This window comes from Ureibacillus manganicus DSM 26584, from assembly GCF_000772945.1.
In the GTDB taxonomy this organism is placed as follows: domain Bacteria; phylum Bacillota; class Bacilli; order Bacillales_A; family Planococcaceae; genus Ureibacillus; species Ureibacillus manganicus.
Map to the genome: position 1 here is coordinate 1 of NZ_JPVN01000015.1, position 21389 is coordinate 21389.

20 protein-coding genes are annotated in these 21389 nt (G+C 33.9%); 6 read left to right on the forward strand and 14 right to left on the reverse strand.

Translation table 11 applies throughout. The annotated features are described in order from the left end of the window. Positions 1–78: 78 nt before the first annotated feature. From CD29_RS12615 to CD29_RS12625, 3 genes are all read right to left on the reverse strand, one after another. Positions 79–1008, reverse strand: a complete 930-nt coding sequence (locus CD29_RS12615) for a manganese-dependent inorganic pyrophosphatase (RefSeq protein ID WP_036187392.1) — start codon at positions 1006–1008, stop codon at positions 79–81. 190 nt (positions 1009–1198) lie between these two features. Then, positions 1199–2029, reverse strand: a complete 831-nt coding sequence (locus tag CD29_RS12620; protein WP_036187394.1) for a MurR/RpiR family transcriptional regulator — start codon at positions 2027–2029, stop codon at positions 1199–1201. Positions 2030–2287: 258 nt separating this feature from the next. Beyond that, positions 2288–3532: an MFS transporter gene (locus tag CD29_RS12625; RefSeq protein ID WP_052124149.1), complete on the reverse strand. Its 1245-nt coding sequence runs from the start codon at positions 3530–3532 to the stop codon at positions 2288–2290. 204 nt (positions 3533–3736) lie between these two features. Between CD29_RS12625 and thrC the strand changes: the two genes are divergently transcribed. Further along, the gene (gene thrC, locus CD29_RS12630) at positions 3737–4789 is read left to right on the forward strand and encodes a threonine synthase (RefSeq protein ID WP_036187397.1); all 1053 of its coding nucleotides are present in this window, start codon (positions 3737–3739) and stop codon (positions 4787–4789) included. Next, complete coding sequence (gene thrB / locus CD29_RS12635; RefSeq protein WP_036187399.1) at positions 4786–5700, forward strand: homoserine kinase; 915 nt, start codon at positions 4786–4788, stop codon at positions 5698–5700. Before thrC ends, thrB begins: the two co-directional genes overlap by 4 nt. 53 nt (positions 5701–5753) lie before the next feature. Here thrB and zupT read toward each other — a convergent pair whose 3' ends face one another. The 8 genes from zupT to hflX form a co-directional block, all read right to left on the reverse strand. After that, positions 5754–6572 (reverse strand): zinc transporter ZupT, encoded by an 819-nt coding sequence (gene zupT / locus CD29_RS12640; RefSeq protein ID WP_036187402.1) that lies wholly within the window; start codon positions 6570–6572, stop codon positions 5754–5756. A 153-nt stretch (positions 6573–6725) separates the two neighbouring features. Continuing rightward, on the reverse strand, positions 6726–7328 hold the full coding sequence (locus tag CD29_RS12645; RefSeq protein WP_235801833.1) for a phosphatase PAP2 family protein: 603 nt from the start codon (positions 7326–7328) through the stop codon (positions 6726–6728). Positions 7329–7459: 131 nt separating this feature from the next. Continuing rightward, positions 7460–8476, reverse strand: coding sequence for a siderophore ABC transporter substrate-binding protein (locus CD29_RS12650; protein WP_036187404.1), 1017 nt, complete (start codon positions 8474–8476; stop codon positions 7460–7462). 227 nt (positions 8477–8703) lie between these two features. Further along, positions 8704–9468, reverse strand: coding sequence for an iron ABC transporter ATP-binding protein (locus CD29_RS12655; RefSeq protein ID WP_036187406.1), 765 nt, complete (start codon positions 9466–9468; stop codon positions 8704–8706). Then, entirely contained in the window at positions 9465–10421 is a 957-nt protein-coding gene (locus CD29_RS12660) for an iron chelate uptake ABC transporter family permease subunit (RefSeq protein ID WP_036187408.1), read from the reverse strand. The genes CD29_RS12655 and CD29_RS12660 overlap by 4 nt, the downstream gene beginning before the upstream one ends. Continuing rightward, positions 10411–11364 carry an ABC transporter permease gene (locus CD29_RS12665; RefSeq protein WP_036187617.1) on the reverse strand — a complete coding sequence of 318 codons (954 nt, stop codon included), beginning with the start codon at positions 11362–11364 and terminating at the stop codon, positions 10411–10413. The genes CD29_RS12660 and CD29_RS12665 overlap by 11 nt, the downstream gene beginning before the upstream one ends. A gap of 304 nt (positions 11365–11668) precedes the next feature. Further along, complete coding sequence (locus CD29_RS12670; RefSeq protein ID WP_036187409.1) at positions 11669–12559, reverse strand: DUF6612 family protein; 891 nt, start codon at positions 12557–12559, stop codon at positions 11669–11671. A 149-nt stretch (positions 12560–12708) separates the two neighbouring features. Continuing rightward, positions 12709–13989: a GTPase HflX gene (gene hflX, locus CD29_RS12675; RefSeq protein WP_036187619.1), complete on the reverse strand. Its 1281-nt coding sequence runs from the start codon at positions 13987–13989 to the stop codon at positions 12709–12711. 246 nt (positions 13990–14235) lie between these two features. Between hflX and CD29_RS12680 the strand changes: the two genes are divergently transcribed. From CD29_RS12680 to CD29_RS12695, 4 genes are all read left to right on the forward strand, one after another. After that, on the forward strand, positions 14236–15399 hold the full coding sequence (locus tag CD29_RS12680; RefSeq protein ID WP_036187411.1) for a class I SAM-dependent methyltransferase: 1164 nt from the start codon (positions 14236–14238) through the stop codon (positions 15397–15399). Positions 15400–15609: 210 nt separating this feature from the next. After that, positions 15610–16230, forward strand: a complete 621-nt coding sequence (locus tag CD29_RS12685) for a DUF47 domain-containing protein (RefSeq protein WP_036187413.1) — start codon at positions 15610–15612, stop codon at positions 16228–16230. An 11-nt stretch (positions 16231–16241) separates the two neighbouring features. After that, on the forward strand, positions 16242–17258 hold the full coding sequence (locus tag CD29_RS12690; protein ID WP_036187415.1) for an inorganic phosphate transporter: 1017 nt from the start codon (positions 16242–16244) through the stop codon (positions 17256–17258). A gap of 132 nt (positions 17259–17390) precedes the next feature. Continuing rightward, a complete protein-coding gene (locus tag CD29_RS12695) occupies positions 17391–19523 on the forward strand; it encodes an MMPL family transporter (RefSeq protein WP_036187418.1) in 2133 nt (710 codons plus the stop codon). A gap of 18 nt (positions 19524–19541) precedes the next feature. Here CD29_RS12695 and CD29_RS20290 read toward each other — a convergent pair whose 3' ends face one another. From CD29_RS20290 to CD29_RS12705, 3 genes are all read right to left on the reverse strand, one after another. After that, positions 19542–19709 carry a hypothetical protein gene (locus tag CD29_RS20290; RefSeq protein WP_156111893.1) on the reverse strand — a complete coding sequence of 56 codons (168 nt, stop codon included), beginning with the start codon at positions 19707–19709 and terminating at the stop codon, positions 19542–19544. A 21-nt stretch (positions 19710–19730) separates the two neighbouring features. Next, entirely contained in the window at positions 19731–20189 is a 459-nt protein-coding gene (locus CD29_RS12700; protein WP_036187421.1) for a hypothetical protein, read from the reverse strand. 94 nt (positions 20190–20283) lie between these two features. Next, complete coding sequence (locus CD29_RS12705) at positions 20284–21372, reverse strand: AI-2E family transporter (protein ID WP_036187424.1); 1089 nt, start codon at positions 21370–21372, stop codon at positions 20284–20286. Positions 21373–21389: the final 17 nt, after the last annotated feature.

The window sequence follows — 21389 nt, forward strand, 5'->3', positions numbered from 1 at the left end:
AAAAAAGACTGCAGGCAAACTCGAAATTTTCGAGTTTGTCTACAGTCTGGAGCGACTCATTTTGAGTCGCCTTTTTATTTATTCACTTAATGCTTCTGTAAGTACTGGAACCACTTGTTTTTTACGAGATACAACACCAGGAAGTTCTACCTCATTGTCTTTTAAAGTCTTGCCAAATGCTTTTGCAGCATCCTCGCTTGCACTACCAACTACTACAGCAACTGAGTCATTATTTAAAATATCTGTAATGATGAAGAAGTATAAATCTAATCCATTTTCTTCAGTATATTTATTTAATAGGCCAACTAATTCATCTTTACGGCCTAATAGGTCATTTACATCAACAGCATTTACTTGAGCAATAATTGATTTTACATTTCCAAACGTAAATTCCTTTGCGTCTAGAGAAAGTAATTCTTCTAATGATTTGTCAGATAAATCGGCACCTGCTTTTAGCATAGCCAGTCCATACTCTTCTACATTCACACCCGCAATTTCAGCTAATTCTTTACCAGCTTTAACGTCTTGATCTGTACATGTTGGTGATTTAAATAATAATGTATCCGATACGATAGCAGATAACATTAATCCTGCAATATTTGAAGGAATTGCTACATTATTTTCTTTATAAAGTTTGTTTAAAATTGTTGCCGTACATCCAACAGGTTCTGCACGGAAATATAATGGATCTGAAGTTTCGAAATTAGCAATACGATGGTGATCGATTACTTCAATCACTTTTACTTCTTCAATACCATTAGCAGACTGTTGACGCTCATTGTGGTCAACTAAGATAACTTGGTTTGTTTCTGTTGCAACATTATCAATTAATCTCGGTGCTTCAAATCCGAATTTTTCTAATGCAAATTTTGTTTCATTATTAACCTCACCTAGTCGAACTGCTTCTGCATCTTCACCTAGCTGTTGTTTTAAAAAAGCATAACTAATTGCTGATGTGATTGTATCTGTATCTGGGTTTTTATGTCCGAAAACTAATACTTTGCTCATTATATTTTAGTACCTCCTAAATAGATGTCATTATTCGGATTTATTTTATCATACTGTCTAAGGAATTGAAAAACTGAACCAAATTTTTGTCTTTTTCCCCTACGAATTATAATAGGTTCACAAAAAAGCGTATTCGCAGTAAAACTTGTTACGAATACGCTTTTGAATTATATTCTTTTGTTTACTGTCTCTAATAAGTAAAACTACTTTCGATTTGTTCGTTTGTCTTCTGAAAATCATTATATTGTCTTCTGTTTTGTGCAATCATACCTTCAATCATTGCATTAATTAGTGAAAAAAGTGAAACATTCGTTTCTAAAGAATTTTGTTTATGTTGATGAATTGCAAAGAGTGCATTGGAATAATCACGAAGTGAAGAAAGTGTAGAATTTGTTATTGAAACCACTTTTGCATTTTTATTTTTTGCTAATTTAGCAACTGTTAATACATCTTCAAAAAGATGATCAACACCAATAATTATAAGTAATGATTTACTATCTATATTACTTAATTGTTGAACGATATCTTCCATGTCATGTTGTATCTGCTTAACATGTTTACGATAATTTTTCAGAATACTTGTCATATACGTAGCAGATGGTGCAGATTGTCTAAACCCTAATATATATACGAATTCAGATTCGTGAAGACATTTTGTTGTTTTTGCAAATAAATGTGGATCAATTAATTCCAAAGTATTTAATATATTCGTTACATCGCGATTCATTAATTCATTTATCGTATTGTCTATTTTTTTTGGTATTACTTCGCTTCCACTTTCAGTATTTCCGTCTTGCACTAATTCCTTTTTTATTTCTTCCTGTAACTCGTTATAGCCATTTAGCTCCATTGCATAGCAGAAGCGAATTACAGTAGATTCACTAACACCTATAAGCTGTCCTACCTCAGAAGCAATATGATTAGCTACTAAAGTTGGGTTATCAATAACAAATTGGGCAACCTTACGCTGTCCTCTCGATAATCGAATAAAGCGTTTTTTTATATTCTCAAGTATGTTCATATTAGCTTCCTAACCTCCTAAAAGGATCTCAATTGTATACAATATAACAATTGAAAGGTTAACATTTATAAATTTGAAAGACAATAAGTTTTCTGAAAAATCTCATATTTAAAATTTCCAAAAGACATATATTTGTCAAAATTAGATTAATATCATCTAATTTTTAGATTAGTTGGAATTAAGAGGATAGAAAAGCAATAAGAAAAGGGAATTACAGTTTTAAAACTAAACCATAACACCCCTTTAATAAAATATCTATTAATCTAATTCTACCTGTTTTGTTTCTTTTCCTAAGAAGATGATTGCAAGCACACCAATGACGATTGAAATACAGAATATGCTAAATATTGAACCTATATCCGAACCTGTTGCCAGTAAGTTTCCTACTAATAACGGTCCGAATATTCCACCTACACGTCCAACTGCAGCTGCCATACCAGCTCCAGTACCACGGATTACTAGTGGATATTGCTCTGGAGTATAAGCATATAAAGCACCCCATGCACCTAAGTTAAAGAATGATAATAATATTCCTGATGCTAATAAAACTTCAATAGAATCTGCATTACCGAATACAAACGCACTTCCCGCAGTTCCAAGTAAATATGTAACAAGAACAAACTTTCTTCCTGCCTTCTCAATTAGCCATGCTGCAGTAAAATAACCTGGGAGCTGTGCTAACGTCATGATCACAACATACCCAAAACTTGATATTAGACTAAACCCTTTTCCAACCATTACACTTGGTAACCATAAGAACATTCCATAGTAGGAAAAGACAACTACAAACCACACAATCCATAGAGTTAATGTAGCCTTTGCATATTTTTTCTCCCATATTCCCGCAATGTTTTTCCATACACTACGCTTTTTCGCCTCTGGTCTAGCAGTAAATTGCGGAGAATCTGGTAAATGTAAACGAATAAAAATTGCATAAAATGCTGGAAGCGCTGTTAATATTAACGCTACACGCCAACCTTCAATTGGCCAAAAATCTGCTGGGATAACAAAATAAGCGATAATTGCACCTAATAACCATCCACCAGCCCAAAAGCTCTCTAATAATACCACTACACGACCACGTTCTTTTGCTGGTACACTTTCAGAAACTAAAGTAGATGCGACAGGAAGTTCCCCACCTAATCCCATACCAACGAAGAAACGTAATATTAAAAATACGGCAAAAGTAGTAGTCAAAGCCGATAATCCACTAGCTACTGAAAACAGAACGAGTGTCCAGATAAAGATTGTTTTACGCCCTACTTTATCAGCAAATACACCAAATATAAGCGCCCCTACTGCCATACCTATGGAGTTGATACTTCCAATCCAGCCCATTTGACTAGAATTTAACCCCCAATCGGCTGCTAATGCAGCAATGACGAATGATAATAATGCAACGTCCATTGCGTCAAACATCCACCCAACCCCAGCAACACCTAGGAGTTTGTTACGTGATATGGGCTTCGTATTTGAAGAAGATTTTGTTATTGTTTTACTCATTACATCCACCTGTCTTTACACTTGTATTTACACTTATAAAAGTAACTCTTTTTGAATGTTATATCAAGGGGAAATTTCAAAATTAATAGTTATAGTTTGTGCAAATTATCAAATTCTATTGAAAAGTAGGTAAGATTTACGTTAAAATGTCTTTTATATAGAAACAAATGTTCATCTTGTGAGAACAGAAGGAGATACTTGTATATGTGGAAAGGTCTTATTGAAGAATATAAAGAATTTTTACCAGTAACTGATCAAACACCTGCATTAACACTAAACGAAGGTAATACTCCATTAATTCATCTTGTAAATCTTTCGAAAAAATTAGGTATTGAACTATATGGAAAATATGAAGGTTTAAATCCGACTGGGTCATTTAAAGACCGTGGTATGGTTTTTGCTGTTGCAAAAGCAATTGAAGAAGGTGCTAAATGTGTCATTTGTGCATCTACAGGGAATACTTCTGCTGCTGCGAGCGCTTATGCAGCACGTGCAGGAATTAGTTCCATTGTTGTCATTCCAAAAGGGAAAGTGGCACTTGGTAAATTAGCACAAGCTTGTATGTATGGTGCAAAAATAATCGAAATCGATGGGAACTTTGACGATGCACTTAGTATTGTTCGAGAAGTAAGTGAAACAACTGCTGTAAAACTTGTAAACTCAGTCAATCCATATCGGATTGAAGGACAAAAAACAGCAGCATTTGAGATTGTTGATAGTTTAGGATCTGCTCCAGACTACTTATGTATCCCTGTAGGTAATGCGGGAAATATAACTGCTTACTGGAAAGGCTTCAAAGAATATAATGAGGCAAAAAATACAGGACTCCCAAAAATGTATGGATTTGAAGCAGAGGGTGCTGCAGCCATCGTAAAGGGTGAACCAATCGCTGAGCCAGAAACTGTTGCGACAGCAATTCGAATCGGTAACCCAGCAAGCTGGAAGTTCGCTGAAGCAGCACGTGATGAATCAGGGGGTATTATCGATTCAGTTACTGATGAAGAAATTCTAGCAGCTTATAAATTAATTGCTCAGTCCGAAGGTGTATTTGTAGAACCAGGTTCTGCTGCATCATTAGCTGGGGTAATTAAATCAGTAGAAAATGGGAAAATCGAAAAAGGTAGCCGTGTCGTTACTATATTTACTGGTAATGGATTAAAGGACCCAGACACAGCGATGAAAGTATCAACTGTTGATCTAGTTTCACTTAAAAATGATAAAGAAGAAATTCGCAAATATATTGAGGGAGTTCTATGAGTAAAAAATGGCAAATCACTGTCCCTGGGAGTACTGCTAACTTAGGACCAGGATTTGATTCAATAGGACTTGGTTTATCGTTATATTTAAGTTTGACAGTGTCATTACAGGATAAGTGGGAGATTATTCACCTTTCTTCAGGCCTTCCGAAGACATTTAATCTTGAAGATCATCTTATATACAAAATTGCTACTGCGACCGCAGCACGATTCAATATGCAGATGCCTCCTTGCCGGATCGAAATGGAAAGTGAACTGCCATTTGCAAGAGGCTTAGGTAGTAGTGCAGCTGCCATTGTTGCAGGGATTGAAGTGGCGAATCTTGCATGTAATTTAAATTTAAGTGTACAAGATAAATGTAATATTTCTTCTCAAATCGAAGGTCATCCGGATAATGCGACCGCTTCAGTATTGGGTGGATTAACAATTTCAGCTATGGATGAAAATGGAGTTGTCGACACAATCCATATAACAGATTTAGATAGCTCTTTTGTAGTTTTTATTCCAGAAGTTGAATTAAAGACATCAGAAGCAAGAGGTGTTTTGCCCGAAACATTCGATCGCCAGTATTCGGTCTTAGGTAGCGCAAATGCCAATATGCTTGCAGCAGCCCTTGTAGCTAAGGATTATGCTCGTATTGGTCGATATATGGAAGCAGATTTATTCCATGAGCCTTTCCGAGCACAACTCATTCCGCAGTATGATGCTATCGTTAACGCTGCTAAAGCGAATGGTGCGTTTGGTACTGCCCTGAGCGGTGCTGGTCCAACAATGATCTCAATGATTCCGAGCAATATAGGAAGTCAATTTGTTCGTACTATGGATGAATTATTTCCTTTACACAAGATTATTTTGACGAAAGTAGCTCCTACAGGTGTAAATGTAACTGAAATTCCTATTGTTTCGAAATAATTGACAAAAGGGTAAATCAAAAGGATTTTATATCCTTGTGATTTACCCTTATTTTATGTTAACAAAACAAGGCTAATAGCCATAACAGCCATACCTGCGACTACACCGTAAATTGATAAATGTGTCTCGTCATACTTTTTGGCTGCTGGTAGTAGTTCATCTAATGAGATAAATACCATAATACCAGCCACTCCAGCAAAAATAACTCCAAACATTACATCATTTAAAAATGGCATTAATATTAAATAAGCAATTATTGCTCCCACCGGTTCTGCTAATCCAGAGAAGAAAGATAGTTTGAATGCCTTTTTTCGTATTCCTGTTGCAAAGTAGATTGGAATAGCTACTGCAATCCCTTCTGGAATATTATGAATTGCAACAGCTATGGCAATCGCAATACCAACATTTGGGTCTTGTATAGTGGCCATAAACGTTGCAATACCTTCAGGAAAGTTGTGTATTCCTATTGCTAATGCAGTAAAAATACCCATTTTCATTAGCTTATCGTGATCTATGTTTGTTGCACTTTTCTCAGCTGCGTGAAGATCCTCAACAGTTTTGACTTCATGAGGATTTTTGCTTTTAGGAATAAATCGATCAATCACTGCAATAAATAACATCCCTCCAAAAAAACCGAGGATTGTCATCCAATACCCCATCGAATTGCCAAGAGCATATGTTAATGAATCTTTTGCTTTTACAAATATTTCGACTAATGATACATAAATCATAACCCCTGCTGAAAAACCTAATGCAACTGAAAGGAACTTTTTATTTGTCCTCGATGTAAAAAATGCAATTAAAGCCCCTAATCCAGTAGCTAACCCAGCAAATAACGTCAAACCTAAAGCTAAGATTACATTACCGTCCATTCTCATTCTCCTCATTACATTATCGTAATTGTATTATATACACAAAGTTTCCTTTATGCAACTTTTTTCACCTAAGTTATCACTTATTCCTCCAGTGAAATTTTAGTGTATATTTGTACCTTTCATTAATAAATTAAAAAAGCGCCTATTGGATTAGGCGCTTTCTTTAGTCATTAGCTTTTTTATTTTTCTATTTCTACCTTCATACCAATAAACGCAAATGATGAACCATGTAAAACCTAAACTCCAACCCGCAATAACGTCGGTAGCATAGTGGTGACTACTAGAAATTCTAGATAAGCCCATTAATACTACAATTAAGATGGCAACTATCCAAGTTACCATAATTGATTTTCTATTCATTAGAAGCTCTGTAACTATGTATGCGATTGTAAATACATATAAGAATCCTACCATGGCATGACCCGAAGGCATACTAAACGAGGTTAGTTGCTCTACTACATCTGGACGTGGTCTTTCAATTAATGTCTTAGCAAGTTGATTAATCCCATTACCTGCACCTACCGTTAAAACAACAAAAAGCATTCCCCGATAGTTTTGCTGTCTAAACCATAAAGACAATATTAAAACAATCGAAATTATAATAATAAAATTTGTTTCTCCAAATAAGTGAAAGAAGGATATGAAGGAATTACCAAAGAATATTTGGTGCATTGCATCGTCAAATTGTACCGCTAAAGGTTGCTCATACGAAAAAGCGAGTACAATAAAACAGATTAACGCTATTAATGTCATAATATAAGTCCTCTTTTTCAATAAAAACACCGCCCATACTACATCTTTTTTTCATATTATCATATTCTCATATGGAGATAATATGAAAAAAAAAGCTGCCCTATATATTTAGGACAGCTTGTTTGAAATCTCTATTTTAATTCATTAAGAATTTCTTGAATTTTGGCTAATTCAGATTGTACTCCACCGCCACTTAAATACCAAAGTGGCCCATCTAAGTATACGATTCGATTATTTTTATAAGCAGTTGTTTGTTTAATAATATCGTTTTCCATATCAGATGCGATATTAGATGTTGCGCCTGTTGCAGCTGTACGATCAATGACAAACAAAACTTGTGGATCAAAATCTAAGATTGCTTCAAATCCGAAGTTTGAGCCATGGGAAGAAGCCTCAATATCCTCTGTAACTGGTACGAATCCATAGATATCATAGATATAGCCAAAGCGTGAGTTTGTAGCAAAACCAGATAATTTACCTTCGTTGTACATTGTTACTAATGTTGTATCAAACTCACTAGCTAAACCTTTTACTTCTTCAAGAGCTGTGTCAATTTTAGCGACATGTTCTTTTACTTCATCTTCTTTTCCAAAGATTTTACCAGCAATTTCTGTTGATTTTAAGAACGTACCCCAGTAGTCATTTTGGTTTGTACCTACAAAGATTACGTTTGGTGTAATTTCTTTTAACTGTTCATAGAATGTTGCTTGACGACTTGAGATGAAAATTACATCTGGTTCAAGAGCAGCAATATCCTCTAATAATGGAGCTTTTAAAGTTCCAATGTTTGCATAATCATCTGATGCGTATTTTGATAAATATGCTGGTAATGTAGTATCTTTTGGAATACCAACAATCCCTTCAACGCCTATTGCATCAAGTGTGTCTAAAAATCCATAGTCAAATACAACAATTCTTTCTGGCACTTTCTCAAGTGTTACATCTTTAAAAGCTACAGTACCTGCTTCTTCACTTTCAGTTGTAGCAATTGTTGGTGATATTGTCATCGGATAGCCATCTACCGAAGCCCCTTTACTTTGCTCTGAACTTGTATTTGAATCATTTGTTGATTCATTTCCAGAATTACATGCAGCTAGTACAAATACCATCATAGCTAAAACTAGCGTAAGTAATTTCAAATTTTTCATTGTAACCTCTCCTATTCTTCTCAATGAAGTTTAATCTCCTCCATGATAATGAGAATCATTATCAACTAATTGAAATTATATCAGTTCCAAAAGAAACGTCAATACTTTTTATAATTTTATTTTAGCCAAATTGTTTGATTGAAATTCGTTAATTTCCAACAGGAAATTTACCTTTTCCACATTAAGAAATGGTTTAGAAAAGCGTAAAACTTTTCTAAACCATTTAATTAATAAGAATTAAAATAAACACAAATCCTGCAACCGTTTTGTTCCTGCACAGGTATATCCATATCATAAATTTCTCGTAATGCGTCGCGATTAATTATTTCTACAGTTGGTCCACTTTTTACGACACTACCGTTCTTAAGTGCAACAATGTAATCTGAATACACTGATGCAAAGTTAATATCATGTAGTACGATGACAACTGTTTTCCCAAGCTCATCTACAAGCTTACGAAGAATTTTCATAATCTGAACAGAGTGTTTCATATCTAAGTTATTTAACGGTTCATCAAGAAGTATGTAATCTGTATCTTGAGCAATAACCATTGCGATAAATGCACGTTGTTTTTGCCCCCCAGATAATTCATCTAGGAACTTATCTTGCATATCCCCTAAATTCATATAATCAATTGCTTGATCGATAAACTGTTCATCTTCATCTGTTAACCGACCTTTAGAATAAGGGTAACGTCCAAAAGAAATTAGCTCACGAACCGTTAAACGAACATTTAAATAGTTTGACTGTTTTAAAATGGAGACCCTTTTAGCAAACTGGTCTGATTTCCACTTTTTAACGTTACTTTCATCAAGTAATACTTCACCAGTGTCTGCGTCTAATAAACGACTCACCATTGATAAGAGTGTTGATTTACCTGCACCATTTGGACCTATAAAAGATGTAATGGCTCTTGGTTGAATTTTTACAGAGACATTATTTACAACAGGCTTGCTACCAAAACGTTTTGTTAATTCTTTGATTTCAATCATCCTGCTGCCCTACTTTCTTTTAGTAATAAGTAAATAAAATAAATACCACCGATAAAGTTAATAATAACACTTAAAGTTGTTTTCATTTCAAATATATGTTCAACGACAAATTGTCCACCAACTAAAGCAATAACACTAATTAATCCTGCTCCTAAAATGTGAATGGAGTGTTTATACGTAACTAAAAACTGATAAGAAAGATTTGCAACGATTAATCCAAAGAATGTAATCGGTCCAACTAACGCAGTCGATGTTGCAATGAGCACTGACGACAAGACTAATATATTCATCACTAGTCGGTCGTAATTAATACCTAAGTTAATAGCGTTTTCACGACCTAGTGACATTACATCTAACTGGCTCATAATACGGTAACCATATATGAATGCAATTATTATAATCCCCATAGATATATATAATAGCTCTACTTTAATGTTGGTAAAACTTGCAAATAACCTGTTCTGTAAGCTTAAAAATTCAATAGGATCTATTAATACTTGTAGGAAAGTAACTAAACTTCCAAGTAAAGTACCTATAATCATCCCTATTAGTAACATTAAATAGATGGGATACTTATCAGCTCTAAATAGAAATCGATACAATAAAAGAGCAAATAACACCATTACAACAATTGAGGTAGCGAAGTTCAGATACTGGTTTACTACCCAGACAGAAAGTGAACCCGCAAAGAAGAATATTAAAGTTTGCACTACTTCATACATGGAATCAATTCCCATGATCGAAGGAGTTAAAATTCGATTTCGTGTAATTGTTTGGAACACTACAGTTGAATAAGCAATAGCAAAGCCTGTTACGACCATAGCTCCTACTCTCATCATACGTCTTGGAAACGCATAATCAAAGCCACCTTTAATATCATAAAATGCATATAAAAGAATACTGATAATAGCTATAACTGCTAAAATTATTAACTTCTTTGTATTACTTCGCATATGCTCTCCCCCTAAACAACATGATTAAGAAGATCGCACTGCCAATCACAGCTACTGTTACGTTCACAGGAATTTCATAAGGGTACACGACTACACGTCCTAGAATATCACAAATTAATAAGAAAACGATTCCCATTACTGCAGTGTGTGGGATTGTTTTACGTAAATTATCTCCTAAATATATAGAAACAATATTCGGTACGATAAGTCCTAAAAACGGTATAACTCCAACTGTTAACACAACAGTGGTAGCTATGATGGCTACTAATATAAGTCCGATATTTAATACCCACTTATAACTTAAGCCTAAATTTTTAGCAAAGTCTTCACCCATACCCGCGACTGTAAACTTATTTGCATATATATAGGCTAAAATAATTGCCGGAATACTTAAATATAACAATTCATAACGTCCTGCGATTATTAAAGTGAAACTTCCCATCAACCAAGAATTAATATTTTGGATTAAATCACCTTCGTAAGCAAAAAACGTCGTAATTGAAGATAATATATTTCCATACATAATACCGATTAACGGAACAAAAATAACATCTTTAAATTTGATTCGATCTAAAATCTGCATAAATAGTAAAGTTCCAACTAATGCAAAAGCAAAGCTGAAAATAACTTGTTGTGTATAACTTACATTTGTAAAGAATAACATCGAAATGAGAATCCCTAACTTTGCAGCATCTAAAGTTCCTGCTGTTGTTGGGGATACAAATTTATTTCTACTTAAAGATTGCATTATCAAACCCGCAATACTCATCCCTGCTCCAGCTAAGATAATAGCCAATAAACGCGGCAAACGGCTGATTAAGAAAATTTGCATTTCTTGAGATTCCCAATCAAGCAAGTCGCTTGGTTTAATATCAATCGCTCCAATAAATAATGAAACAATTGAAAGGATGATTGCTGCTATTATTAACATCCACAGTCTCATTTTTATCCCCATAATCCATTTATTCTCCAAGAGTTCATTGAAAATCATTCTCAACTCGAGTATATAACTAATTATAAGCACTATATTTTGAAAAATCAATATGTACTTGAGAATGATAATCATATATAAAAATTACAAAATTTATTATATAGTAAAAATTTTATATTATTTACTGAGTATACTGTTCACCTTTCATTTAGTATTATATAACCTTAAATTAACTATTCTCTTTATTCCCTTGGGGTAACCATTAGTTGTTTACAAATAAAAAACCCCCTAAAAATTTAGGGAGCTTTCGTTTATATTAGAAAGTAACTTCGGTAGCAGTATCGATAACTTCTTGTGGTACCTCTATTGCTTCTATCTTATTTATATTCATAAAGGCCATAGTTGTATTCATTTGCACTGTTTCACCAGAATTTGCTTCAACCATTTCCATGACCATCGTTATTTCTTCAGTATCAAACGTTTCTTTGTTAACTACGATAACATAACTCATATCATTGAATTTAATACTCTCAAGTACAGCTTGGTCTTCAGCTGAGATAGCACCAGTACCTAATGCTTGTTCTAAAACGAAGTCGTTAAATTTATCACCAGATGCATCTAACGTTAAAATGTACTGATTATCATTTTGTTCAAAGGTAAAGTCTTTTATGAAAGTTTTTAGCATTTCTAATTGCTGTGAAGCATCTGCTTGATTTGCGCTTTGTTCCATCATTTGCTCATAATTATCAGCAGGTAACTTCGACCATGCCGCAGTCATTTCATCATACATAAAGAAACCATCTTTAACCATATACATTTCATAACTCAATGGCATTTCTTCACCCGTAGTTGGGTCAGTCATTGTTGAAGTACCTTTTGCATACATCGCCATAGGATCCATTGTCATATCCATTGTCATGTCACTTTTTATAGTGATTTCTTCTCCACCACTAGTCATAACTTGGTGCATAGTAACTTCTGATGTAAGACTCTCTATCTCATTCTGTCTATCCATTGCTTTTTGATATACTTCTTCTAATGTTAATTCCGAAACTTTCGATTGATCTTCTTTTACTTCAGTTGATGTATTTTCAGTAGTATCTTTAGATGTGTCTTCTTCTTTTTTAATTGGAGTTGCTGTGCTGTTACATGCAGTTAAAATCAATGCAAAAAAGCAGGCAACGAATAACGATGACCATTTTTTCATCTTTTCAAATCCCTTCAGACTAGTCTGGTAATCTTTTAACATATTTAGGAAGATGACTTCCTATATAGTCATTATATTGGAAAAGATGAGGTAATTTACATAGGCCATTAGTATACAATTCTTTATATAGGTCATTTGTATATATGTTTCTACATCTTTATTACAAACTCTTCATATTTTTGATAATCAGAATGTTTCAATTCTAATGTGAGAAGTGTCCCTAGTTCTTCATAATCAGTTGAGAGAATTGATGCATTTGTATTCAAATAGGATACGATATCTCCGCGGTCAAAGGGAATAAGCATTTGGCATTTAGTATAATTCGCAAATATTCTTTGTCTAATTATTTCTACCAATTCATCTAGCCCTTTATCTTCTTTTGCCGATAACCATATATTATCCCCACTAACTAGAGGATAAGTAAGATTCGCTAGATCTGATTTGTTATATACATATATAGTAGGAACATCTACTACTTCAATTTCCTTTAAAGTATTTGTAGTTACATCCATCATAAATTCGTATTCCTCGTTTGATACGTCCACCACGTGTAGAAGTAAATCAGAATTCTTCGCTTCTTCTAAAGTAGATCGGAAAGCTTTCACTAAATGGTGCGGTAATTTACTCACAAACCCAACGGTATCGGTTAGTAAAAATGATTTGTTATCCTCTAATTCGATACTTCTTACAGACGTTTCCAACGTAGCAAATAACATATCTTTCTCAAAAACTTGTTTATTTTCGAGTTGGCCAAATTTCTTTAATAACTGATTCATAATTGTTGATTTTCCAGCATTTGTATAACCAACTAATGATACTACAGGAATTTCATTTTTCTTACGTTGCTTTCTTTGTGTTTCACGTTGATCTTTCACAACCTCTAATTCTTTTCTTAATTTTGAAATTTGATCTTCAATTTTCCGACGATCAAGTTCTAGTTTTGTTTCTCCAGCACCACGGTTTCTAAAACCACCACCAGTACCTCCACCTTGTCTTGAAAGAGAAGCATGAAGTCCAACAAGTCTTGGAAGCATATATTGTAATTGAGCTAATTCGACTTGCATCTTTGCTTCACGTGTTTTTGCACGTCTTTCAAATATATCTAATATTAACATCGTACGATCAATTACTTTACTATCTAACTCATGCTCTAAATTCCGAATTTGAGATGGTGAAAGCTCATCATTAAAAATTACAAGGTTAGCACCTGACTCTTCATAGTATCGTTTTATTTCTTCTATTTTACCTGTCCCCACATAATGAGATGGCGTAACACGATCTAAGTTTTGAGTAATTGTCCCAACAATCTCAACATTTAATGCTCTTGCTAACTCCCTAAGTTCTACCATTGAATATTCGAAATTTTGATTACTTTGAATATTAACTCCAACAAGAATTCCACGTTCTACTAAAACTTCAACTTCTTTCATTTCACTCACAGACTTTCCTCCATAATCAGTAGAAATTTTTAAAGTTCGTATATTATTATATCCTTTAAAATAGAAATAAAGACCCTAATTGCTAACTTGTTACAGTTCATAATAATCGATTCTTAAATAGAAGTGTTAATAGTTCATCTAATTATTCTTCAATATCTACTTATAGACTTACGATTAAGACTGCATCACATCTTTGTGCTACACTATTTTTCAGATAGCAAACGGAGGTTAATATATATGAACTTTGAGGAAATGAAAGAAGAATTACTACAACGAATGATTAGTAAACAGCTAGTTAGCGCTACAATAAGTCAACCTCGCCAGAAATCAAACGAAATAAAAAGAATTAAAATAAAGCCTATTGAACTAAAGGGCACTTATCATATTCAATTTGAATATCAATATGAACGGGTATTAAAGCATGAAAATGTTTTATTAGAAGATATTGGTCAATCTCTGGATAAAACTTTTGACCAATTCCGTCAAGTACACGCACAATTTACAAACGAAAGTATCCAAGTACAATTATCAAAGAAAAACAAAGTTTTATGGAAAAGTGATCGAACTAAAGAAAAAACAGTTAATTTATCACACAATCGTAAAAAGCAGTATTTACTTGATGATGCAACACCTTATCCTTTCCTTATCCGATTAGGTGTGCAAACTGAAGAAGGCAAGGTCAAAAAACAAAAGTACGATAAGTTTAAACAAATTAATCGTTTTATAGAATTTATAGATGATTCCTTAGATTACTTACCAAAAGATAAGCAAATTCGTATTCTAGATTTCGGTTCTGGCAAATCCTATCTAACCTTTGCTTTGTACCATTATTTAAAGATTGAAAAAGGTTTGGATATTAAGGTAACTGGACTCGATTTAAAGAAAGAAGTAATTGAAGAATGTGCTAGAATAGCATCGGATCTAAATTATACGGATCTTGAATTTCTAGTTGGGGACATCAATGATTACAATGAAGAAAACTCTGTTGATATGGTTGTAACATTGCATGCATGTGATGTAGCTACCGATATGGCATTAGCACGAGCAGTTAAATGGGGGGCTAAAGTGATTCTGAGTGTTCCTTGTTGTCAACATGAGTTAAATCGACAGTTAAATTCACCTGCGTTAAGTATAATGACTCAGCATGGTTTAATACGTGAACGATTTGCTGCACTTGCCACGGATTCTATTAGAGCAGAGTTACTAACTTTAGTGGGATATGAAACTCAAGTATTAGAATTTATCGACATCGAACATACTCCAAAGAATATATTATTACGCGCATATTATTCTGGTAAAAAACCTACTTTAGAGCAAAGAAACCGTTATGATGAGTTTGTTCATTTTTTATCTGCAAAACCCTTTCTTCAGAATGAATTGCAAGATTACTTAAATAGTTAGAGCTAAAGAACATATACTAATAAGGCAAGTCAGTCTTTGGGAAACCGAAGAACTGTACTTGTCTTTATTATTGAAGACATACAAATCAGAAATATTACAGCAGTGTAAATTTTGTATAAATCAACATTATTTTTATATAGATTTAGTAAAAATTTTGGTATTATGGTTAAGGTTTTTGAAAAAAATCTCACGTAAATCAGGAGGCATTACATGTTTAACTCTAGAAAACCAGATCCTTTTTTCATTTCATTACATAAAATTGCTGAAAATATGAGAGAAGCAATCCATTATGCAAATAATGCGAAATATGGAACTGTTGCAGAATTAAAAGATGTATCGATTAAAATAAAGCAATACGAAACTTATGGAGACAATCTTATACATGAACTGATTGTAATGTTAAACAAATCATTCATGACACCAATCGAACGTGAAGACATTTTAGCTTTAGCTAACTGCTTGGATGATGTATTGGATGGAATGGAACATTGTATAGCTCATTTTGAAATGTTTTCATTCACTGAAATTGATGAATCCATGAGAAAATTTTTAGAGTTCATTACTAAAAGTGCCGATGAAATTGTTTCAGCGATTGAGTTATTAAATAGAAAGAACTTATTAGAAATGCGAAAACATATCATTCTAATAAAAGATTACGAACGTGAATGTGACGAAGTATCTCGTTCTTCCATCAAACAATTATTCCTAAAAGAAAAGGATCCTATACGCTTAATTAAGTTCCGAGATATTTACAACCAACTAGAAGATATTGCAGATTACTGCCAAGACGTTGCGAATACTCTTGAAACAATAATCATGCGTAACGCGTAGGGTGAACTTTTATGGATACAATATTAATCATCACTATATTAGTTGTTATATTCGCACTTGCTTTTGACTTTATTAATGGGTTTCATGATACAGCAAATGCAATTGCTACTTCTGTATCAACACGTGCACTACCTCCACGTGTAGCTGTTTTGTTAGCAGCTGTAATGAATTTCCTTGGGGCCATTACGTTTGTAGGTGTAGCAAAGGCGATTGCTAAAGATATCGTCGATCCATTTGCATTGAATACAAGCGCCGATGATACTACAGGGACAATTGTTATATTAGCTGCACTATTATCAGCTATAACATGGAATTTATTAACTTGGTACTTTGGGATTCCATCAAGTTCTTCCCATACATTGATTGGGTCTATTGCTGGGGCAGCTATTGCAGCAGCTGGATTTGGCATTTTAAATTATAGCGGATTTAAAAACATTCTAATTGCCTTAATCCTATCGCCATTTTTAGCACTGGCAGTTGGATTTATCATGATGTCTCTCTTTAAAGTAATCTTTAAAAATTTGAATTTATATAAAACAAACCAAGGTTTTCGTATATTTCAAATTTTCACAGCTTCTTTACAAGCATTTACACATGGTACAAACGATGCTCAAAAAGCAATGGGGATTATTACAATGGCATTAATCGCAGCTGGTATACAAACAGACGATTCTGTACAAGATTGGGTACGAATTGCCTGTGCCATCGCAATGGGGCTAGGAACTTCCATTGGTGGGTATAAAATTATTAAAACAGTTGGCGGTAAAATTATGAAGATACGCCCAGTAAATGGTGCTGCTGCAGACTTAACTTCTGCATCAATTATCTTCGGTGCAACTCTGATACATCTGCCAGTTTCTACAACACACGTAATTTCATCTGCTATTATGGGTGTAGGATCTGCTCAACGTGTAAAAGGTGTTAAATGGGGAGTAGCTCGAAAAATTGTATTAACTTGGCTAATTACTATGCCTATTTCAGCTGTTATGGCAGCTATTATCTATTTCTTATTAAGTTTATTCATTTAACATCATTAGCAATCACATAAAACAATTTATACAAGCTAAATGGCCCATGCCATTTAGCTTGTATTTTTTGTGGGCAAATTGTTTGGGATACTTTAAACTAGTAATGTAGAAAATGTTGAAAGGTGGATTATGTTGAAATTATTCTCAAAATTCGTAACAAAATATCCAAAATCAATTTTAACTTTCTGGCTTGCTTTGTTATTAGTAATGACTTACTTTGCCATACAATTACCACAAAAGTTGGAGGGTGATGGTTTTTCCGTAATGGATGACCATGCACAAGTAACAGAAGAACTATCTGAAACCTTTGATCTACCTAAACAAACCATTTTCATACTCTTTGAACAAAAAACCAATGACGAAATTCACAATTTATTAAACACCTTAGAAGAACAAGTAAGTACTATTAGCAAAATTACCTCTCCAATTGGTATTGATTCATTAAATAAAGATGGATATTCATATGCAATATTAGCATTTGACCATACAGTAGACGATTATCCAAAGGTAGTTGCTGACATTAGAACTGTAATTGATAACCAAGAGGGAATTTCCATCACAGGTGCTCCTGTTATTACACAGGACATCAACGTAGCTAGTCAGAAAGACTTAGCAAGTGCAGAAGCGATAGGATTACCTATTGCAATAATCGTACTATTACTGGCATTTGGTACCATAGTTTCTGCACTATTACCTATAATTATTGGTGTTATTTCAGTTGTGGGGGCCCTAGGAATTCTTGCCTTACTTGGCGATTCATTGAATCTATCAATTTTTATATTAAACATTACACCAATGCTCGGTTTAGCATTAAGTATTGATTTCGCCCTATTGTTTATTAACCGTTATAGGGAAGAACGGCATCATTCTTCAATTATTGAATCTGCCCAAATAACAATTCAAACTGCCGGCAGATCTATACTATTTTCAGCCCTTTGCGTTATCATCGGTCTAGGTGCCATGTCGATCATTGAGGTTGAGATTTTCCAAAATATCGCTCTTGGTGGCACGATTGCTGTCTCACTAGCTGTTTTGGCAGGAGTTACTTTACTCCCTTCTCTACTTGTATTAATAGGTGATCGTTTAAATAAAGGACGAATTTTAAAAGTAAAGCCTGTAGCTACTCGGTGGCAAAAGTTTGCGGGATTCGTTATGAAATTTCCAGTTTCTATCGTTATTATTTCATTACTAATCTTATTAATTGGCATGATCCCTTTAAAAGATATGGAATTAAACATACCATCTGCAGATTCTCTACCGACAAAATACGAATCTCGCGCAACCTACGACCAGCTTCAAGAAACTTTTGGCGTAGGAGAAGAAGCAGTTGTATATTTACTGGCTGATCGAGAGGAAGGTTGGGATGATGAAGCTGGGCTAAATAAAATATTAGAAATACAGCAAAAATTACAAGAAGACCCTTTAGTAAATGATGTTACATCCATCTTTACTATTGCTAAAATTGACACATTAGAAATGTGGGATATGACAAAACAAAGTCCAGAACATGCTGCTACCTTACAAACAATTCAAGAAAGCTTTATAAAAGAAAATCAAATGTATATGATGGTTTATTTAGATGCTGAAGGTTCTTCAAGTGAAGCCCAGGACTGGGTTCGTGAATGGAAGGATATGGACTTAGGAGTCAATTTCGCACTTGGTGGGCAACCAAAGTTTAACCAAGAAATTTTTGACGAAATTTCAAATAAAATTTTAATTGCGATTGGAATTATATTAGTTTCTACATTCTTTATATTAATGGTTGCATTTAAATCTTTGTTAATTCCACTGAAGGCTATTTTAATGAATATAATTGGATTAGGTTCAGCTTTTGGACTACTTGTATTTATCTTTCAATATGGGAATTTAGGAATGGAACAGAGCACATTGTCCCTAATCATACCAGTCTTAGTCTTTTGTTTAGTGTTCGGGTTAAGTATGGACTACGAAGTGTTTTTAATCTCGCGCATTCAAGAGGAATACTTGAAAGGGTCGGACAATACAAAAGCTACAATCGATGGTTTAGTGTCTACAAGTAAAATTATTACTTCCGCGGCATTGATTATGATTGTATTAACTGGTGCCTTTGCCTTTACAGACGTATTACCTGTTAAACAAATAGGCGTTGGCATTGCCATTGCTGTTGCAATTGATGCAACAATTATTCGTCTAATGTTAGTACCTAGTCTCATGAAATTATTTGGCGACTGGAACTGGTGGTTACCATTTAGAAAATCTAAACCACAAAGAAAACTTAATGACTGAACAAAGAAATTGACCGACCTAAATTAGGTCGGTCACATTGTTTCCCTCTATAAATTTATAAGACTGTTCATCGATAGTTTTTTTCGGCTCATAGGTTGCAAAAAATACTTGAAACGCGATGACTATTAATATAACTGCTACTAACACAAAGCTAACTAAAGATATCGCTGCCTTTTTTCCACTCATCGTTTTCCCTCAATTTCTTCTCTAATCTTTTCTTTTGAATCCATCTTCTTGTAAATACGAAACAGCCGCTTCCCGAGTACCAAAGCTTTCTTCTAAATTCTGCTCGTAGTAAACATTCCAACTACGTTTTTCATAAATTAACTCAATTACCGCACCATTCTTTGAAGTCCATTTTTCAATAATCGGTTGGTCAGGATCTACAGATAAATAATTAATGGCATCTTCTAGAATTTCACGTAATTTCGATTCATTGTAATCTCTTATATTAACAAGACCTTTTTCATTTACCTCAGATTCATATTTTAATAAATCTCCAACATAAACGAAACCGTTCCCATTTGGATGAAGTTTTTCTACTACAATGGTCTTTTCATATAAGCTTTCATCATAATGATAATTTAATCGGTTTAAAGAGATTTCCTTCTTTGTTAATTCAGGAAATGTCTCGATAATCTTCTGTTTCTGTTCAAATGATAGCATGGGTGAGCTCCTTTTTATATACATTAATGTAATTGATAATTACTGTTACAGCGAAAAACAGCATACCATATTGGCATACTGTTAGTAACATGTTTTAAACTGATTTAGTTGCTGCTTCTTTAATCTTTTTACGTTCTTCATAAATATTGATAACGACTGCCTTAATTACTGCATATGTTGGAATAGCAATAATAATCGCGATAAATCCAGCAATGTTGCCAGCTGCAAGTACAATCGAAATTACTGTTAATGGGTGGATATTTAGCTTCTCTCCCATAATATTTGGAGTGATTAAGTTACTCTCTACCTGTTGTGCAACAAGAGTAATGATACATACCCAAACGACTAATAATGGGTCCTGTGGGGATTGTACTAAAGCAATTACAATAGCAGGTGCTAATGAAATCCATGGTCCGATAAAAGGAATCATATTCATAAAGAAGGCGAATATTGCTAGTAACAATGAATAGTCCAGTCTAATTAGAAGATATCCAATATATATAGAAACAGCTAATATTGCACTGATCATCACTTGCCCCTGAACATAGTTACGCAAAACATTGTCAATATCAGATAGAGTCTCTTTTACCCATCTACGTCTTTCCCCTGTGAATACGTTGTAAATTTGAGGCGCAAATTTTTCATGATCTTTTAACATAAAAATAAAGAAGAATGGAATTAAAATTAAAGTAAATGTGGCAGATACTGCTCCGCTAATAAACGATACAATCATTTGACTTCCCGCTACAGCAATACCTTGAATCGAATCAATTACAGAATCTATCATTTGCTGGGCCTGTAGAGGCAAACTGTCTTTGTTAGCTATGACAAAATCTGTTGCTTCCATAATCTTATCACCGATAAATGGAGCATTTTTTACCAGGTTACTTATTTGGGTTGAAATTGGGTTGGCGATTAACAATGCGAGACCTGTAAAAACACCTAATAATAGTAGAACAATCGTAATGATACTTCCCCATCTTGGCATTCCGCGCTTTTCTAAAAGTCTTTGTATCGGTTCCGTCACATAGTAAAGCACTCCCCCAATAAGCAAGGGCACAAATATTGTTTGCAAGATAATAAATAGCGGATTAAAAATCCAGTGTATTTCAATGGTGTATTTAATAATAAATAGTAATAGTAAAAGTCCAACACCTACTTGAAACCATACTTTTTTTGTCATTATTTTTTTCACTTCCT

Coding starts and splice junctions, on each gene's coding strand:
- CD29_RS12615 (WP_036187392.1), bottom strand. CDS start 1,008: ATGAGCAAAGTATTAGTTTTCGGACATAAAAACCCAGATACAGATACA.
- CD29_RS12620 (WP_036187394.1), bottom strand. CDS start 2,029: ATGAACATACTTGAGAATATAAAAAAACGCTTTATTCGATTATCGAGA.
- CD29_RS12625 (WP_052124149.1), bottom strand. CDS start 3,532: ATGAGTAAAACAATAACAAAATCTTCTTCAAATACGAAGCCCATATCA.
- thrC (WP_036187397.1), top strand. CDS start 3,737: ATGTGGAAAGGTCTTATTGAAGAATATAAAGAATTTTTACCAGTAACT.
- thrB (WP_036187399.1), top strand. CDS start 4,786: ATGAGTAAAAAATGGCAAATCACTGTCCCTGGGAGTACTGCTAACTTA.
- zupT (WP_036187402.1), bottom strand. CDS start 6,572: ATGGACGGTAATGTAATCTTAGCTTTAGGTTTGACGTTATTTGCTGGG.
- CD29_RS12645 (WP_235801833.1), bottom strand. CDS start 7,328: ATGACATTAATAGCGTTAATCTGTTTTATTGTACTCGCTTTTTCGTAT.
- CD29_RS12650 (WP_036187404.1), bottom strand. CDS start 8,476: ATGAAAAATTTGAAATTACTTACGCTAGTTTTAGCTATGATGGTATTT.
- CD29_RS12655 (WP_036187406.1), bottom strand. CDS start 9,468: ATGATTGAAATCAAAGAATTAACAAAACGTTTTGGTAGCAAGCCTGTT.
- CD29_RS12660 (WP_036187408.1), bottom strand. CDS start 10,421: ATGCGAAGTAATACAAAGAAGTTAATAATTTTAGCAGTTATAGCTATT.
- CD29_RS12665 (WP_036187617.1), bottom strand. CDS start 11,364: ATGAGACTGTGGATGTTAATAATAGCAGCAATCATCCTTTCAATTGTT.
- CD29_RS12670 (WP_036187409.1), bottom strand. CDS start 12,559: ATGAAAAAATGGTCATCGTTATTCGTTGCCTGCTTTTTTGCATTGATT.
- hflX (WP_036187619.1), bottom strand. CDS start 13,989: ATGAAAGAAGTTGAAGTTTTAGTAGAACGTGGAATTCTTGTTGGAGTT.
- CD29_RS12680 (WP_036187411.1), top strand. CDS start 14,236: ATGAACTTTGAGGAAATGAAAGAAGAATTACTACAACGAATGATTAGT.
- CD29_RS12685 (WP_036187413.1), top strand. CDS start 15,610: ATGTTTAACTCTAGAAAACCAGATCCTTTTTTCATTTCATTACATAAA.
- CD29_RS12690 (WP_036187415.1), top strand. CDS start 16,242: ATGGATACAATATTAATCATCACTATATTAGTTGTTATATTCGCACTT.
- CD29_RS20290 (WP_156111893.1), bottom strand. CDS start 19,709: ATGAGTGGAAAAAAGGCAGCGATATCTTTAGTTAGCTTTGTGTTAGTA.
- CD29_RS12700 (WP_036187421.1), bottom strand. CDS start 20,189: ATGCTATCATTTGAACAGAAACAGAAGATTATCGAGACATTTCCTGAA.
- CD29_RS12705 (WP_036187424.1), bottom strand. CDS start 21,372: ATGACAAAAAAAGTATGGTTTCAAGTAGGTGTTGGACTTTTACTATTA.